At 70.1% G+C, this 15795-nt stretch carries 15 protein-coding genes and 1 pseudogene; 11 read left to right on the plus strand and 5 right to left on the minus strand.

Annotated elements, in window-relative coordinates; all coding sequences use genetic code 11:
• From LOY02_RS13270 to LOY02_RS13300, 7 genes are all read left to right on the plus strand, one after another.
• The coding region (locus LOY02_RS13270) for a hypothetical protein (protein ID WP_317182836.1) at positions 1–234 on the plus strand (234 nt) is incomplete at its 5' end.
• Positions 231–1862: an ABC transporter ATP-binding protein gene (locus tag LOY02_RS13275; RefSeq protein WP_317182837.1), complete on the plus strand. Its 1632-nt coding sequence runs from the start codon at positions 231–233 to the stop codon at positions 1860–1862. The genes LOY02_RS13270 and LOY02_RS13275, both read left to right, overlap by 4 nt.
• Positions 1859–2935, plus strand: a complete 1077-nt coding sequence (locus LOY02_RS13280; protein ID WP_317182838.1) for an ABC transporter permease — start codon at positions 1859–1861, stop codon at positions 2933–2935. Before LOY02_RS13275 ends, LOY02_RS13280 begins: the two co-directional genes overlap by 4 nt.
• Positions 2932–3864: an ABC transporter permease gene (locus LOY02_RS13285; protein ID WP_317182839.1), complete on the plus strand. Its 933-nt coding sequence runs from the start codon at positions 2932–2934 to the stop codon at positions 3862–3864. The genes LOY02_RS13280 and LOY02_RS13285 overlap by 4 nt, the downstream gene beginning before the upstream one ends.
• A gap of 152 nt (positions 3865–4016) precedes the next feature.
• On the plus strand, positions 4017–4490 hold the full coding sequence (locus LOY02_RS13290; RefSeq protein WP_317182840.1) for a hypothetical protein: 474 nt from the start codon (positions 4017–4019) through the stop codon (positions 4488–4490).
• Between the two features lie 209 nt (positions 4491–4699).
• The gene (locus tag LOY02_RS13295) at positions 4700–5878 is read left to right on the plus strand and encodes a CoA transferase (RefSeq protein ID WP_317182841.1); all 1179 of its coding nucleotides are present in this window, start codon (positions 4700–4702) and stop codon (positions 5876–5878) included.
• Positions 5871–7367, plus strand: coding sequence for a carboxyl transferase domain-containing protein (locus LOY02_RS13300; RefSeq protein ID WP_317182842.1), 1497 nt, complete (start codon positions 5871–5873; stop codon positions 7365–7367). Before LOY02_RS13295 ends, LOY02_RS13300 begins: the two co-directional genes overlap by 8 nt.
• A gap of 62 nt (positions 7368–7429) precedes the next feature.
• Here the strand turns inward: LOY02_RS13300 and LOY02_RS13305 are convergent, their stop codons facing one another.
• The gene (locus LOY02_RS13305; protein ID WP_317182843.1) at positions 7430–8053 is read right to left on the minus strand and encodes an FMN-dependent NADH-azoreductase; all 624 of its coding nucleotides are present in this window, start codon (positions 8051–8053) and stop codon (positions 7430–7432) included.
• Positions 8054–8144: 91 nt separating this feature from the next.
• Between LOY02_RS13305 and LOY02_RS13310 the strand changes: the two genes are divergently transcribed.
• The 3 genes from LOY02_RS13310 to LOY02_RS13320 all read left to right on the plus strand — a co-directional run bounded on the left by LOY02_RS13310 (position 8145) and on the right by LOY02_RS13320 (position 10835).
• A complete protein-coding gene (locus LOY02_RS13310) occupies positions 8145–8642 on the plus strand; it encodes a MarR family winged helix-turn-helix transcriptional regulator (protein WP_317182844.1) in 498 nt (165 codons plus the stop codon).
• Between the two features lie 91 nt (positions 8643–8733).
• Positions 8734–9693, plus strand: a complete 960-nt coding sequence (arcC, locus tag LOY02_RS13315; RefSeq protein ID WP_317182845.1) for a carbamate kinase — start codon at positions 8734–8736, stop codon at positions 9691–9693.
• 5 nt (positions 9694–9698) lie between these two features.
• Entirely contained in the window at positions 9699–10835 is a 1137-nt protein-coding gene (locus LOY02_RS13320) for a ring-opening amidohydrolase (RefSeq protein ID WP_317182846.1), read from the plus strand.
• Positions 10836–10928: 93 nt separating this feature from the next.
• Here the strand turns inward: LOY02_RS13320 and purH are convergent, their stop codons facing one another.
• Complete coding sequence (gene purH / locus LOY02_RS13325) at positions 10929–12524, minus strand: bifunctional phosphoribosylaminoimidazolecarboxamide formyltransferase/IMP cyclohydrolase (RefSeq protein ID WP_317182847.1); 1596 nt, start codon at positions 12522–12524, stop codon at positions 10929–10931.
• 269 nt (positions 12525–12793) lie between these two features.
• Positions 12794–13423, minus strand: a complete 630-nt coding sequence (gene purN, locus LOY02_RS13330) for a phosphoribosylglycinamide formyltransferase (RefSeq protein WP_317182848.1) — start codon at positions 13421–13423, stop codon at positions 12794–12796.
• A gap of 63 nt (positions 13424–13486) precedes the next feature.
• On the opposite strand from purN, the gene LOY02_RS13335 reads away from it, so the two are divergent.
• Positions 13487–13885 (plus strand): hypothetical protein, encoded by a 399-nt coding sequence (locus LOY02_RS13335; RefSeq protein WP_317182849.1) that lies wholly within the window; start codon positions 13487–13489, stop codon positions 13883–13885.
• Positions 13886–14032: 147 nt separating this feature from the next.
• Here LOY02_RS13335 and LOY02_RS13340 read toward each other — a convergent pair whose 3' ends face one another.
• A complete protein-coding gene (locus tag LOY02_RS13340; RefSeq protein WP_317182850.1) occupies positions 14033–15295 on the minus strand; it encodes a DUF6350 family protein in 1263 nt (420 codons plus the stop codon).
• A 269-nt stretch (positions 15296–15564) separates the two neighbouring features.
• Positions 15565–15795 (minus strand): annotated as a pseudogene (locus LOY02_RS13345) (succinate--CoA ligase subunit alpha); the annotation flags it as partial.

The raw sequence follows: 15795 nt of genomic DNA on the forward strand, positions 1-15795 counted from the left end.
GAGCACTACGCCACGTCGACGATCTACGACTTCACCAAGCCGTTGGACGACATGCTGACCAAGATCAAGGCAGGCGAGACGAACGGCTACTACCCGCTCGGCTTCGACGCCGGCGTCTCGATCCAGGAGCCGAAGAACGTCGACGATGGCGTCGTTGACAAGGTCAACCAGGCAGTCGCCGACATCAAGGCCGGAAAGATCACCGTCGAGAAGAACCTGACCCCGGTCAAGTGAGCGAGCGGGAGCAGCAGGCGGATTCCGGACCGGCATCGGAGCGGCCCCTGCCCATGTCGGGCCCGCTCCTTCTCATGCAGGGGATCCGCAAGACCTTCGGCCCGGTCGTCGCCCTCGACGACGTCGACTTCTCGGTGGGCCGCAGCGAGGTGCACGGCCTGCTGGGCGGCAACGGGGCCGGCAAGACCACCCTGATGAACGTGCTCTACGGGCTGTACCGACCCGACGCCGGTCGCGTGTCACTTGACGGGCAGCCCGTGGAGATCGACGATCCGCGCGATGCGATCAACCACGGAATCGGCATGGTCCACCAGAACTTCCTCCAGGTCGAGACGTACACGGTGACCGAGAACATCGTCCTCGGCACCGACCTGCCGTCGTGGCCGACGATGAGACTCACAGAGCCAGCCGACCACATTGCCGAGCTGTCCACCCGGTTCGGTCTCCGGGTAGACCCCACCGCCAGGGTCGGCGACCTCTCCGTCGGCCTCCGACAGCGGGTCGAGATCCTCAAGGCCCTGTATCGCGGCGCGCGGATCCTCGTCCTGGACGAGCCGACGACCAACCTGACTCCCCAAGAGGTGGAGTCACTTTTCGGCTCTTTGCGCGCGATCGTCGACGAGGGAATGAGCGTCGTGTTCATCACCCACAAGATCCGCGAGACCATGAGTGTCTGCGACACGCTCACGGTCATGCGTGACGGTCGTCGGGTGGGCACGTTGCAGCGAAGGGAGACGTCACCGGCAGACCTCGCCACGCTGATGGTGGGGGACGACGTCATCGTCTCCCGCGTCACCGAGATCGTCACGGCCGGCATGGCCGAGCCGGGGACCGCCTCGGTCACGTTGACCGATGAACACCTCGACGACGCCGACGTGCGCGTCGCGGTAGAGGGGGTCGGCGCACTCAGCGATCACGGGGTCCCCGCGGTGTCGGAGGCCTCCTTCGCCCTTCGGCGAGGAGAGATCCTCGGCATCGCCGGAGTCGCCGGAAACGGGCAGGTCGAGCTGGCGGAGGCACTCGCCGGCATCCGACCCCTCTCGGGCGGGTCTGTGGTCCTTGACGGCCGGGACCTCGCCGGCGGGCCGACGGCCGACTGGATCGATGCGGGGGTCGCCTACGTCCCCGAGGACCGGCACCGTGACGGCATCCTGCCCTCGGCCAGCATCGTCGAGAACCTCGTGCTCGGGGCACAGCGGGGCACGCGGTTCCGCAAGGGCCCCCTGCTCGACTGGTCCAAGGCCCGCAAGCATGCCGAGGACTCGATCAGCAGGTTCTCGATCAAGACACCGTCGGCCGGCCTGCCCGCTGCGCAGCTGTCCGGTGGCAACATCCAGCGGGTCATCCTCGCCCGGGCCTTCTCGCACCGACCCGGCTTCCTCATCCTGCACAACCCCACCCGCGGTCTCGACATCCCCTCGACCCAGTTCGTCTACGAGCGGGCGAGAGAGGCGGTGGAGAACGGCTCCGCAGTCCTGCTCATCTCCGAGGACCTCGACGAGCTCACCGGGCTCTGCGACCGCCTCCTTGTCATCTACTCCGGGCGCATCGTGGGCGAACGCCGCAGGGGCAACTATGACCAGTACGAGCTCGGTCACTTGATGGCCGGCCTCGGGGAGTCGGCATGACCACCACCGACACCCCGCCAACACGTACGACCCCGCGTCTCGGCAAGCAGACCGACGTCGCCCGACAGGTCGCGTCCTACGTCGTGGCCGTCCTCCTCGCCTTCGTCGTCGCCGGCATCGTCATCGCGCTGCTCGGCCACTCTCCCGTCGACGCCTACCGCGCCATCCTGACGACGTCTTTCAAGTCGTCGTTCGGGATCGTCGAGACGATCCACAAGTGGGTGCCGCTGGTCCTGTTGGCCCTCGCCTTCACCATTCCCCTGGTCGCGGGGAAGTACAACATCGGCGGTGAGGGGCAGCTCCTCGTCGGGGCCACGGCCAGCGCGGCTGTCGGCATCGTCCTGGCCGACCTGCCCCTGGTCGTGCTCCTGCCTCTCCTGCTCCTTGCCGGGCTGCTGGCGGGATCCGTGTTCGCCTGGATTGCCGCGTGGCTCATGGACCGCTTCGGCGTCAACGAGATCCTCAGCACGGTGCTGCTCAACTTCGTCAGCTTCGGCATTGTCGACTATGTCGCGAGCGAGGTGTGGAGTGACCCGGCGGCCGGACACCCCACGACCATCCCGATCGGCGAAGGCGGCCTTCTCCCCACGGTGGGACGTCCACCCCTGCACCTGGGGGTCCTGCTCGCCGTGATCGTCGCGGTCGCCGTCATCATCGTCATGCGCCGCACGGTCCCCGGCTACGAACTGCGTGCGGTCGGAGACAACCCCCGAGCGGCCCAGGTCCACGGGGTGCGCATCGGTCGGATCGCCGTGGGGTCCCTCGTCGTCGGTGGCGCCCTCGGCGGCCTCGCTGGTGCGATCGAGGTCGCCGGCGTGCACGCCAAGCTCATCGAGGGCATGCAGTCCAACTACCTGCTCCTCGGCATCATCATCGGTCTCATCGCGCGCGGCAACGTCCTCGTGGTGCCCTTCGTGGCGTTCGGGATCAGCGTCCTCGAGGTCGGCGCGAGCGCCATGCAGCGAACGGCAGGTGTGCCCAGCGAGATGGTCCTCATCGTGGAGGCACTCATTCTCCTGTTCCTCCTCTTCTCCGATGTCGTCGGTGCCCGGCTCCGGAGGTCTACCCGATGAACGAGATCACATCGTTCCTGCAGCTGATGGTCACGGCGATGGTGCCCTTCATCCTCGCCGCCCAGGGCACGATGATCGCGGGGCGTGCCGGCGTCTTCAACGTCGCGCAGGAGGGCCTGATGATGCTCGGAGCCAGTGTCGGCTTCCTCGTCTCCCTCAGGTTCGGCGGCAACGCCATGGGTCTTCTCGTCGCTGCCCTCGCAGGCGCCGCCCTCGGCTGGTTCCTCGGCTGGGTGACGACCAGGTTCCGGCTCGACCAGTTCGTCATCGGGCTCGCACTGTTCTTCGCCGCCACCGGGATCGCATCGCTGCTCTACAAGGTTGTCATCGGCGTGACGCTGCAGCCGCCACTCATTCCGGTCCTGAGCCGGATCGAGATTCCCGGTCTTGCCGCGCTCCCCGGCATCGGACCCATCCTGTTCGACCAGTCGGTGATGGTCTACGGCGCCTTCGTCGTGTCGGGCCTCCTGTACTGGTACCTCTACCGGACGAGCCACGGCCTCAAGCTGCGATCTGTCGGCGAGAACCCCAAGGCTGCGGACAGCCTCGGCGTCAATGTCAGCCGCACCCGGATCTGGGCCTCCACGGTCGGTGGGGCGCTCATGGCCCTGGCCGGCGCCTACCTGCCCATGACGTACACCGGGACCTACACCGAGGGAATGGTCGCTGGGCGCGGCTGGCTGGCCATCGCGCTCGCCTTCTTCGGCGGCTGGCGACCGCAGTACATCCTGGCCGGCGCTGCGTTCTTCGCCGGCATGGAGGTGCTCGCCCTGCGGGTCCAGGTCGCGGGCATCGACATCCCGCACCAGTTCGTCTCGATGCTGCCCTACATCGCGACTCTCCTCGTCATGATGTTCGCCCTGAGGTGGGCAAGCGTGCCCGCATTCCTCGGCCGCAACTACGACCGTGAGAGTCGCACCGGGCACTGACGTCATCGCCCCGGGCGCGACGGCTACCAGTGCCCCAGCTCGCCCAGCGGGAGCCGCGCAGGTCATGCGGGATTACGCGCATTGAGAGGATGGCGAAAGGGGCACACGGCTGATTTGATGGCAGGACAGACCTCGATGAAGAGGGTGGGATCATGAACGCGACCGACAGTCACGCCGACGGCGACGTCCACACCCAGAGCGCCCACACGCGCCGGACGGTCCGCTACGTCGCGGCCGCGATGAGCGCAGTAGTCGCGATTCTCTACGTGGTGCTCATGCTCCTCGTGAGGAACGCCGAGCTCGAGCCGGGTGCGGCTGACACGACGACGTACAGCGGCTACCTCGCCCTCGCCGTCGCCTACGGGATCGGCGCGGTGATCCTCGTCGCCGTCGACAACCGGACCCTGCACCTGCTGGGGATCGGGGTGCAGGTCGTCGTCCTGCTGCTCTTCATCGTCTTCGGGATCGGACTGCTCGGTGAGGGCGCCTTCGAGAACGAAGCGATCAGCGACCTGCCCCTCGGCCTGTGGGCGGCCCTCATCACGGCAGCCCAGGTGGCCCTGCTGGCGATGCTCGGTTACCTCGCCGACTGGCGTGTCGGGCCCCCTGACACCAGGGCGCCCTGACGACCCGCGAACGCCTCCGGGGAAGGGTCGGACGCCGGCGCCGGCCCGAGCCGAGTCGGCACGGGCCTGGCCTCGATGGCAGAGTCCGCCAAGGTGCGTACGGGAGCGGGGGCAAGCCCTGACACTCCCCTCCCCCGCGCGGAATGGCACAGTGGAGACTCGAGCCGGCCCAGCGGCATACGGCGTCATCCTGTGAACGAGGAGCGGCAGTGAGCGGACCCCTGGACGACGTCGTCGTCATCGATCTCTCCCGCGCCCTCGCCGGGCCGCACGCGGGCATGATGCTCGGCGACATGGGGGCCCGCGTCATCAAGGTGGAGACGCCGGGGCACGGTGACGACACCCGTGGATGGGGACCGCCTTTCGTCGGGCCGGAGGAGGACCCGATCTCGACGTACTACCTCTCGTGCAACCGCAACAAGGAGTCCGTGACGCTCGACCTCAAGTCCGACGACGGACGGGACACGCTCGCTCGCCTGGTCCGCCACGGCGACGTCCTCATCGAGAACTTCCGGCCCGGCGTGCTCGACCGGCTCGGCTTTCCCACCGACCGGCTCCACGAGATCAACCCACGCCTCGTCATCCTGTCCATCAGCGGCTTCGGCCACGACGGGCCGGAGGGTGGGCGTGCCGGCTACGACCAGATCGCGCAGGGCGAGGGCGGCCTCATGTCCCTGACCGGCAGCGGACCCGACGACCCCCAGCGGGTCGGCGTCCCCATCGGTGACCTGCTCGCCGGGATGTACGGCGCCTACGGCGTCGTTTCGGCCCTGCACGAGCGCAACCGGACCGGCCGCGGCCGCGTCGTGCGCACGTCGCTGCTCGCCGCCATCGTCGGGGTCCACGCCTTCCAGGGCACCCGCTACACCGTCGCCGGCGAGGTGGGGCGCGCGCAGGGCAACCACCACCCGTCGATCGCCCCCTACGGCCTCTTCACGTGCAGGGACGGCATGGTCCAGATCTCCTGCGGGAGTGAAGGTTTGTGGGTCAAGCTCGCCAACGCCTTCGGCATCGACCCTGCGACTCCGGGTCTCGCCACCAACCGCGAGCGCGTCGCCAACAGGGACCGCCTCATCGAGCTCATCGACGAGGCGTTCGCTCCCTATGGTCTGGACGAGCTCGTCGAGCGGCTCGCCGAGGTCGGCGTCCCGGCGGGGCAGGTGCGGACGCTCGACCACGTCTACGACTGGGAGCAGACGAGGTCCCAGGGTCTCGTCCTCGATGTGCAGCACCCGGTGCTCGGCGACATCAGCATCCCCGGACCGCCGATCCGCTTCGACGACAATGCCTTCGCCGGCGGGCGCACGCAGCACCTGCACCCGCCCCTGCTGGGCGAGCACAACGACGCGGTGCGGGCGTGGCTCGACGAGGAGGACGGTCATGGCTGAGCGGGCGCGTCGGCTCGGCGGACGCGAGCTGCTGGAGACAGTTCTCGACGAGGGTTCGTGGGTCGGCTGGGACAGTGCGCCCGCGCAGCCCGCGGTCGAGGGCAGCCCGTATGCCGCTGAGCTGGCTGCCGCTCGCGAGCACAGCGGGTCCGACGAGGCCATCATCACGGGCGAGGGCCGGATCCGGGGGCGCCGCGTGGCCCTCATCGCGGGTGAGTTCCGCTTCCTCGCGGGCTCGATCGGGGAGGTCGCGGCCGAGCGGATCGTGGCCGCCTTCGAGCGGGCCGAACGCGAGGAGCTGCCGATGTTCGCCGCCCCGAGCTCGGGCGGCACACGGATGCAGGAGGGGACCCCGGCCTTCGTCGCCATGGTGAAGATCAGCGCAGCCTGTGCGCGCTTCAAGGCCGCCCGGCTCCCCTACCTCGTCTACCTGCGGCACCCGACGACGGGCGGGGTCTTCGCCTCGTGGGGTTCGCTCGGGCAGGTCACCGTCGCCGAGCCGGGCGCGATGATCGGGTTCCTCGGGCCCCGCGTCTACGAGGCGCTCTACGGCCGTCCCTTCCCCGAGGGGGTCCAGACCGCCGAGAACCTCTTCGAGCACGGCCTCATCGACGCGGTCCTGCCGGTGGAGGCGCTCGCCGAGACCGCAGACCGCGCACTCAACGTGCTCATGGGCCCGCGCGAGGACCTGCCGGAGGTCCCGGCCGTCGTCAAGGAGCCGCTCGAGGACATCCCGGCCTGGGAGTCGATCGAGCGGTCACGACGGGAGGACCGCCCGGGTGTGCGCGCTCTGCTCAAGCTCGGCGCCACCGACGTGCTGCCGCTCCACGGGACCGGCTCCGGCGAGCACGACCCCGGGCTGCTCATGGCCCTCGCCCGCTTCGGTGGGGCGCCGTGCGTCGTCCTCGGTCAGGACCGCCGCGGCCAGACCCTGGAAGAGCCACTGTCCCCCAAGGGTCTTCGCGTTGCCCGCCGCGGGATGGGTCTGGCCAGGGAGCTCAACCTGCCCCTCGTCAGCATCATCGACACGGCCGGTGCGGCGCTGTCGAAGGAGGCGGAGGAGGGCGGCCTCGCCGGTGAGATCGCTCGAAGCCTGTCCGACCTCGTCACCCTCGACGCCCCGACCCTGTGCGTCCTGCTCGGACAGGGGACAGGTGGTGGGGCGCTCGCGCTCCTGCCGGCCGACCGCGTCATCTGTGCACAGCACTCGTGGCTCTCTCCCCTGCCCCCCGAGGGCGCCTCGGCGATCCTCCACCGGGACACGAGTCGCGCTCCTGAGCTCGCGGCAAGCCAGCGGGTCCGGTCGCTCGACCTGCTCGCCGACGGCATCATCGACCGCATCGTCGCGGAGCATCCCGATGCGGCCGACGAGCCGGAGGCCTTCTGCCAGCGGATGAGCCAGGCCATCCAGCACGAGCTGGTGACTCTCGCACGAGAGGACCCGGCGGCACGCCTCGAGGCCCGTCTCGCGCGCTATCGCCACCTCTGACCGGAACTGCCCATTGACGGGCCTCGGGCCACCCGCGACGGCTGTGCAGGTCGTCCCGTCGGTCAGAGCTTGAGGGCGGCGTCGCGCACCTGCTCGAGGGCTGCGGCTCGGAGCTCGTCCGCCCGGTCGGTGGCCAGGTCCGGTCGGAACTCGATCGTCGTCACGTCCTCGATGCCGGCCCAGCCGAGCCACCACTCGAGGTAGGGCCGCTGGAAGTCGATGCCGAACGCCTCCGGTCGGCCCGCGCCGTAGACAGCGCTCGTGAGCACGAGCACCGCCTTCTTGCCGGTGAGCAGCCCCGAGTACCCGGCTTCAGCGTCGAAGCCGAAGACGTATCCCGGCTGGCTCACGACGTCGATGAACTGCTTGAGGACGTAGGGCACGCCGCCGTTCCACATCGGCACGGACAGCAGGTAGGCATCGGCAGAGTCGAACCGGCGGAAGGCAGCCAGGGCCCGCTCCCATGCCGCAGCCTGGGCCCCCGAGGGCTCCTGTCCGGCGAAGACGCTCATCTTCGCGCCAGTCGCCTCGGGCCCGAAGTCCGGCAGAGAGCCGTCCCACAGGTCCCAGTGGTCGATCTCGAGGTCGGGTCGGTGGATCACCTCGGCGAGGTAGGCGTCGGCGAGGGCGAGAGATTCCGAGGCCTGCCCGCGCGGTGAGGCGGAGAGGTGCAGCAGACGGGTCATGACAACTCCTGAGAACGAAAATGAAGATAGGTGCGTGCGCACGTAACTATAAACGTGCGTGCGCACCAGAACAAGCCGATAACCTCGCCTCATGGCCACCCGATCTCGCCGCCACCTCGCCGCAGACGCGTGGGGCGCGCTGCTGCAGGTCCATGCGGCCCTCGTCCCCGAGCTCGACCGGTCGATGCGGTCGCACTCCGGGCTCCCCCTCGGCTGGTACGACGTCCTGCTCGAGCTCGCCACGGTGCAGGAGGGGCGGCTGCGGATGTCAGCCCTGGCTGAGCGAGCAGTCCTCAGCCGCACGAGGATCAGTCGAGTCGTCGACGAGCTGGTCCGGGCCGGGCTCGTCAGCAAGGAACCCAATCCGGAGGACGCCCGCTCCTCCTACGCCGTCATCACCCCCGAAGGCAGGAGGCGCTTCGAGACGAGCGCGCCGCACTACGTCACGCAGATCGAGAAGCGCTTCGCCGCCGGCCTCACCGATGACGAGCTGCGCACGATCGCCCGTGCCCTCCGCCGCGTGCAGACCCACGTCATCGGCGGGACGGCGCGGATGGCGGAAGGGGATCAGCGGCATACGCACAACTGACAACCGGAGATCCCGCGTTGGGCAGGACCTGCCAACGCGCACGGCCCCGCGCGATCCCTAGGCTCGCCGCAATGACACCGAGGAGAGTCGCATGAGGGTGCTCGTCGCACTCGGCGGCAACGCCATGACCGGGCCCGACGGCAGCGCCGCACCGCACGAGCAGCGGCGCGCGATCGGGACCGCGATGTCCCACGTCGCCGATCTCGTCGCCGCCGGCCACGACGTCGCCATCACCCACGGCAACGGCCCCCAGGTCGGCAACATCCTCGTCAAGAACGAGCTCGCCGCCCATGTCGTCCCGCCCGTCCCACTCGACTGGTGCGGGGCACAGACCCAGGGCACCATCGGCTTCACCATGCTCGATGCGCTCGAGGCGTCGCTCGCGCGCCGGGGAGTCGAACGACCGGTCGCGGCCATCGTCACGCGCACGCTCGTCGACGCCGACGACCCGGGCTTCACCAAGCCCACCAAGCCGGTCGGCCGCTACCTCACCAGGGAGGAGGCCGAGCCGTTCATCGAGCTCGGCCAGGTCTGGGAGGACCGCGGCGAGAAGGGCTGGCGGCGCGTCGTCGCCTCCCCCGAGCCCCTCGAGGTGCTCGACGCGCACACCCTGCTGACGCTCATGCGCGCGGGCTACGTCGTCGTGGCCGCCGGCGGCGGCGGCATCCCTGTCGTCCGGTCGGATGCCGCGACTGTGCACGGTGTCGAGGCGGTCATCGACAAGGACCTCACGGCGGCCCTGCTCGCGCGAGCCATCGACGCCGACGCGCTCGTCATCGCCACGGACGTCCGCCACGCCGTCGTCGGCTGGGGGACCCCGGAGGCGCGGCCACTCGAGCACGTCACTCCCGCCGAGCTCGAGGAGTACGCCGCAGCCGGGCACTTCGCCTCCGGGTCGATGGGCCCGAAGGTCGAGGCGGCCCTGCGCTTCGTGCGCGCCGGTGGTCGCCGCAGCATCATCACCGCCCTTGACCGGATCACCGACGCCGTGGACCACGGCGCCGGCACCGTCATCGAGAACCCAACGCCGACAGACGATTTCGAAAGGTGATTCACGTGCCAGAAGCCATCGAGGTACGCAAGGTCCCGATCCACTCCGTCGCCGACGCGTCGGAGCTCGCCAAGCTCATCGACGACGGCGTCATGGAGGCCGACCGCGTCATCGCCATCATCGGCAAGACCGAGGGCAACGGCGGCGTCAACGACTACACGCGGATCATCGCCGACCGGGCCTTCCGCGAGGTGCTCGTCGAGAAGGGCGCACCTCCCGAGCAGGTCAAGCAGATCCCCATCGTGTGGTCGGGAGGCACGGACGGCGTCATCAGCCCGCACGCGACGATCTTCGCCACGGTGCCGGCCGACAAGGCGGAGCCGAGCGACGACCTGCGCCTCACGGTGGGCTTCGCGATGAGCGAGCCGATCAAGCCGGAGGAGATCGGCTACACGGCGATGATCGAGAAGGTCGCGGCCGGCGTGAAGACGGCCATGGAGCGGGCCGGGATCACCGACCCCAAGGACGTCCACTACGTCCAGACGAAGACGCCGCTGCTGACGATCCACACGATCCGCGACGCCAAGTCGCGGGGCATGAAGGTGTGGACCGAGCACACGCACGAGTCGATGGACCTGTCCAACGGCACGACCGGCCTCGGCATCGCTGTCGCCCTCGGCGAGATCGAGATGCCCACGGACGCTGACGTCATGCACAACCGCGACCTCTACTCCTCGGTCGCCTCGTGCTCCTCGGGCGTCGAGCTCGACCAGGCCCAGGTCGTCGTCGTCGGCAACACCCGCGGCATCGGCGGCCGATACCGAATCGGCCACTCCGTCATGAGGGACGCCCTCGACCAGGACGGCATCTGGGCCGCCATCAAGGACGCCGGGCTCGACCTGCCCGAGCGACCGCACTGGACCGACCTGCAGGGCCGTCTCGTCAACGTCTTCCTCAAGTGCGAGGTGAGCCAGGACGGCACCGTCCACGGACGGCGCAACGCGATGCTCGACGACTCCGACGTCCACTGGCACCGCCAGATCAAGTCGGCCGTCGGCGGCGTGACCGCTGCGGTGACGGGCGACCCGGCCGTCTTCGTCTCGGTGTCGGCCGCGCACCAGGGTCCTGACGGCGGCGGCCCGGTGGCGGCGATCGTCGACCTCGGCGAGGGCGAGCCAACGGGCTACCACTGGAGCCACTGACCGACACCGCAACACACCGTTCACCTTGCAACGCACCGGAGTCGGTTCCCGGTGTGGTGCAAGGTGAACGGTGTGTTGCGAGGCGGTCGGATCTCAGTGGGCGAAGTGCCGGGTCCCGGTGAAGTACATTGTCACCCCCGCGGCCCGGGCCGCCTCGATGACCTCGGCATCCCGCACCGAGCCACCGGGGGCGACGACCGCCCGGACGCCGGCGTCGAGGAGGATCTGCAGCCCGTCGGCGAACGGGAAGAACGCATCCGACGCAGCCACCGATCCCCGGGCCCGCTCCTGCCCCGCACGTCGCACGGCGAGGTAGCACGAGTCGACCCGGTTGACCTGGCCCATGCCGATTCCGACGGCCGCACCGTCGGCGGCGAGCAGGATCGCGTTGGACTTGACGGCGCGGACCGCGCGCCACGCGAACTGGAGGTCGGTGACCGTCCCCTCGTCGGCCGCCTCGCCCGAGACGAGCCGCCAGGACCTCGCGTCGTCGCCGCCGGTGACCGAGCCCGCGTCATCGTGCACGACGGCGTCGATCCGGTCGACGCTCTGCATGAGCAGGCCCCCGGAGATCGGCCGGGTCTCCAACGTTGCGGTGTGCGTCGCAGCGTCGGCGGGGAGCCGCAGGATGCGGATGTTCTTCTTGCCCTTGAGAATCGAGAGCGCCTCGTCCTCGAAGTCCGGCGCGACGATGACCTCGGTGAACACGTCCTTGACCTGGTCGGCCATGGCGACCGTGACCGGCCGGTTGGCTGCGATGATGCCGCCGAAGGCGCTCACCGGGTCGGTGGCGTGGGCGCGCGCATAGGCCTGCTCGATCGTCGCGCCGACGGCGACCCCGCACGGGTTGGCGTGCTTGACGATCGCGACGGTCGGCTGGTCGCCGTGGTCGTGCGCGGCCCGCACCGCGGCGTCGGTGTCGACGTAGTTGTTGTAGGACATCTCCTTGCCGTGCAGCTGCTCCGCGGCCGCGACGCCGGCCTCGCCGCTGCGGTAGATCGCAGCCCGCTGGTGCGGGTTCTCGCCGTAGCGCAGGGTCGCGGCAAGGCTGAAGTCACCACCCGTCCAGGCGGGGAAGCCCCGGTCGCCCGCCTCCGCGTAGCCCTGCATCCAGCCCGCCACCGCGTTGTCGTAGCTCGCCGTGTGGACGAACGCCTCCGCGGCGAGCCGCTTGCGCTGGGCCAGCGTGAAGCCGCCGGCTCCCAGCGCTTCGACCACCTGACCGTATGCCGCTGGGTTCGTCACGATCGCGACGCTGGGGTGGTTCTTGGCCGCGGCGCGCACCATCGAGGGCCCGCCGATGTCGATCTGCTCGACGCACTCGTCCTCGCTCGCGCCTGAGGCGACGGTCTCCCGGAAGGGATAGAGGTTGACGACGACCAGCTCGAACGTCTCGACGCCCAGGTCTGCGAGCTGCTCCAGGTGATCCGGTTTGCGCGTGTCGGCGAGGATCCCGGCGTGGACCTTCGGGTGCAGCGTCTTGACCCGCCCCTCGAGGCACTCCGGGAAGCCGGTGAGGTCCTCGACCGGGGTGACCGGGATCCCGAGGTCCGCGATGGTCCGGGCGGTCGAGCCGGTCGACACGATGGCCACGCCGGCCGCGTCGAGGGCCCGGGCGAGCTCCTCCAGACCGCTCTTGTCATAGACGGAGATGAGTGCACGCGTGATCGGGCGGCGACCGTCGGGCATTGCTGGCTCCTGCGCTCGGTGGACCTCGGTTCCGGGAGCACCCAGGCGGTCGATGCCCCGACGTTCACTCCCCGGTGGTTCCCCACCTGCGCCAGTCGTGTGGAGCCAGACTACCGGCCGGCCGCGGCCCGGTGCGAAAGCTGGCGACCGGCCCGGGTCTCGGGCACCAACGATCGGGCCGCGGCCCGAAACGTGTCGGGTGAGGGTGCCCTGGCCCACCAATATTCGGGCCCGGGCCCGAAAGGTGGTGGCCCACGCGGCAGCCGGCGTCAGGACGTCCCGAACCGGACGCGGCGCCCCTCGACGACCAGGCCCTCCTGGGCGAGCCGGCGGACGACGTCGACGAGCATGGCCCGCTCCTGCACCTTGATGCGCTCATGGAGGGACTCCTCCGTGTCGCCGTCCTGCACGGGCACGACGCGCTGCTCGATGATCGGCCCCGAGTCGAGCCCGGCGTCGACGACGTGGCACGTCGTGCCCGTCACCTTGACGCCGTGGACCAGGGCGTCCCTGACCCCATGGGTGCCGGGAAAGCTCGGCAACAGTGCCGGATGCGTGTTGATGACGAGGTTCTCGGACAGGACCCGGTCGCCGAGGAGCCGCATGAAACCCGCCGACACGACGAATCGCGGCCCCGCCCCGCGGATCCGCTCAGCCAGCGCGGCATCCCACTCAGCGCGCGTCGCGTAGTCGGCTGGGCGGCATACGAACGTGGTGATCCCCGCCTGCTCGGCCCGCTCGAGCCCGCGGCACGGACGGTCGGCACCGACGGCAGCGATGCGCACGCCGTAGGCCGGCTCTCGGGCGGCGTCGATGAGCGCCTGCAGCAGCGTCCCCGAGCCGGAGACGAGGACGACGATCTCGACCTCAGGGCGGGCTGCGGGGGCCTCGGACGTCACGGCGGGGAGTCTAGCGAGCGACCCACCCGGTGACGGTCCGGGCCCATGGGTGAGGATGGACGGGTGAGCACCCCAGACCCGAAGCACGATGTCGCCTTCGCCCGCGAGAAGGCGCGGCGCACCCTCCCGGTGACGCTGCTCGTGCTCCTCGGCATCATCGCGATGTACCTGCCGCTGCCGAAGCGGTTCGTCGCGGTGATCCCCTTCGTCCTGGCGGCGGTGCTCACGGTGCGCCTGCTGCGTTTCCTTGCTGAGCGCCGCGGACGCGAGAAAGTCTGGCCCGCCATCACGCTGGGCATCGTCGCGCTCCTGCTCTCCTCGCTCGCGATGCAGGCGATGTTCTACGAGTCCGTTCGCGCCTACGAGGAGTGCCTGGAGTCCGCGCAGACCCAGCAGGCTCGGGGGGCGTGCGAGGAGCTGAGGAACGAGAGCCCGCTGGGGACGCGCTTCCTGCTCGAGTAGGGCGTATGCCGCCGGGCCGGGGCCTCGTCGAGTGCTGAGCAGGTGCCGAGCAGGTGTTGAGCAGGTGTTGAGCTGGAGTCTCGTCGATGGGCAGTACGTGCCGGCCCCGGGTTGAGCTCGCTCCCGAGGGCCGGCCCGAGTGCTCATTCACGAGTGCTCGTAGGTGCTGTCCGCAGTATCGAGGGCACCCTCGTCCCCGGCCTCGATGGCGCCGTTGCCTACGCGCTCTCGCCACGCGCGCCAGCCCGCCCAGGTCAGCGCTCCGGTGCCGACCTCGAGCAGCAGGGCACCGACCACAGGTGGCACGAAAGGTCCGACCGAGGAGAGGCGCTCCACGCCGATCGCACCGTTGCCGAGCCAGGTGAGCAGACCGATCCCGGACACGGCGATCAGGACCGCGATCGTGGTCGCAGCCAGCCGGGCGCGCAGGTTGCCGAAGAACTCGAGCTCACGGTCGACCCACCGGCCGATGACCACGCCGCAGAGGACCGGCAGGAGGACGACGGCATACATCGCCGTGGGGTAGTCGGCCTCCGCGGGCAGCGCCCCGAGCATCGGCACCAGCGGCATGAGCCCGGGTTGGGCAGCCGCCGGGGAGATGAGCGAACCGGCGGCGATGGAGAAGCCAGGGCCCGCGAGAAACGCAACGGCCCACGTCGCGGCGTTGGCCAGCAGCATCAGCTGGGCGAGGACGACGATCGCACCGGCGGCGACGTCCAAGCCGTAGTCGTCGTGGATCCGCCCCACCTCGTCTGCGCTCATGGCGATCCGGAAGAAGACGACGGCGAGCCCCACCGCGACGAGCAGGGCCACCCCCCGCCAGCCGACCCGCCACGCAGACGGCAGCCAGGATGGGCCGCGGAGAAAGCCGGCGCGGACGAAGCCCGGCGCGTCGGGCTCGTCCGGCCTGAGGAGCAGGTAGCCGAGGGCCACGATGGGGACCAGCGCCGTGCCCGGCACCGCCGCCACCCCCGGAGCGACCGGCCCACCCAAGGTGAGGAGCGAGAGGACCGCAGCCGCCCCGACGTAGCCGACGAGGAACCCCGGGACGACGCCCAGCCTGGCGACGCGGCTCCACTCGGCCCGCGACGCCGCAGCACGCTCCGTGGTGACGAGACGGCGGCCCCACCGGACGCTGACATAGGCGAAGACGAGGAACAGCGCGATGGGGGTGAGCGAGATGCTCACGCCGCTGCCGCCGATGGACTGGCCGTGGCCGAGGAACCACAGGGCGGTGCCCACCTGCACCGCCGAGAACCAGCCGAGGCTCCCCTCCGGCGCGGCGAGCCAGCCGACCAGGGATGGCAGGACGACGATGGCCCACGTGCCGAGAGCGGCGAGCGCGCCGGTACGGATCGCTGCCGACCGGGCGCGCGCGGGGGCGGGAGGCGGGTTGGGCAGCGGACTCACTCCATGATGGCGGCTCGGGTGGTTGCCTCCATGGTCACCATCAGATGCGGTCAGGGCGAGCCCCCACGCCGACGCCGCCACACCGATTACCTTGCAACACCCCGGGATCAGGAGCCGGTGCGTTGCAGTGTGGACGGTGTGTTGCGGGGGGAGGGCGGGAGGGCTGGGACGCCACGGCCATGCGGCTGCGAGCTCAGCGGCATACGACGGCGGCGACGCGAAAGGCGGCCACCCCACACAGGATGGCCGCCTCCGACGAATGCGGAAGCCTACTTCGCGAGGTTCTCCATGACCTCGCGCATGAGGCGGGCGGTCTCGGACGGCGTCTTGCCGACCTTGACCCCGGCGGCCTCGAGGGCCTCCTTCTTCGCCTGGGCGGTGCCGGACGAGCCGGAGACGATGGCGCCGGCGTGGCCCATCGTCTTGCCCTCGGGGGCGGTGAAGCCCGCGACGTAGCCGACGACCGGCTTGGTCACGTGGTCCTTGATGTAGGCCGCCGC

Source organism: Intrasporangium sp., assembly GCF_032907665.1.
Classification (GTDB): Bacteria; Actinomycetota; Actinomycetes; order Actinomycetales; family Dermatophilaceae; genus Intrasporangium.

Excerpts from the sequence above, each read along its gene's own strand:
- LOY02_RS13280 (WP_317182838.1), top strand. The coding sequence starts at position 1,859 with ATGACCACCACCGACACCCCGCCAACACGTACGACCCCGCGTCTCGGC.
- LOY02_RS13285 (WP_317182839.1), top strand. The coding sequence starts at position 2,932 with ATGAACGAGATCACATCGTTCCTGCAGCTGATGGTCACGGCGATGGTG.
- LOY02_RS13290 (WP_317182840.1), top strand. The coding sequence starts at position 4,017 with ATGAACGCGACCGACAGTCACGCCGACGGCGACGTCCACACCCAGAGC.
- LOY02_RS13300 (WP_317182842.1), top strand. The coding sequence starts at position 5,871 with ATGGCTGAGCGGGCGCGTCGGCTCGGCGGACGCGAGCTGCTGGAGACA.
- LOY02_RS13305 (WP_317182843.1), bottom strand. The coding sequence starts at position 8,053 with ATGACCCGTCTGCTGCACCTCTCCGCCTCACCGCGCGGGCAGGCCTCG.
- LOY02_RS13310 (WP_317182844.1), top strand. The coding sequence starts at position 8,145 with ATGGCCACCCGATCTCGCCGCCACCTCGCCGCAGACGCGTGGGGCGCG.
- arcC (WP_317182845.1), top strand. The coding sequence starts at position 8,734 with ATGAGGGTGCTCGTCGCACTCGGCGGCAACGCCATGACCGGGCCCGAC.
- purH (WP_317182847.1), bottom strand. The coding sequence starts at position 12,524 with ATGCCCGACGGTCGCCGCCCGATCACGCGTGCACTCATCTCCGTCTAT.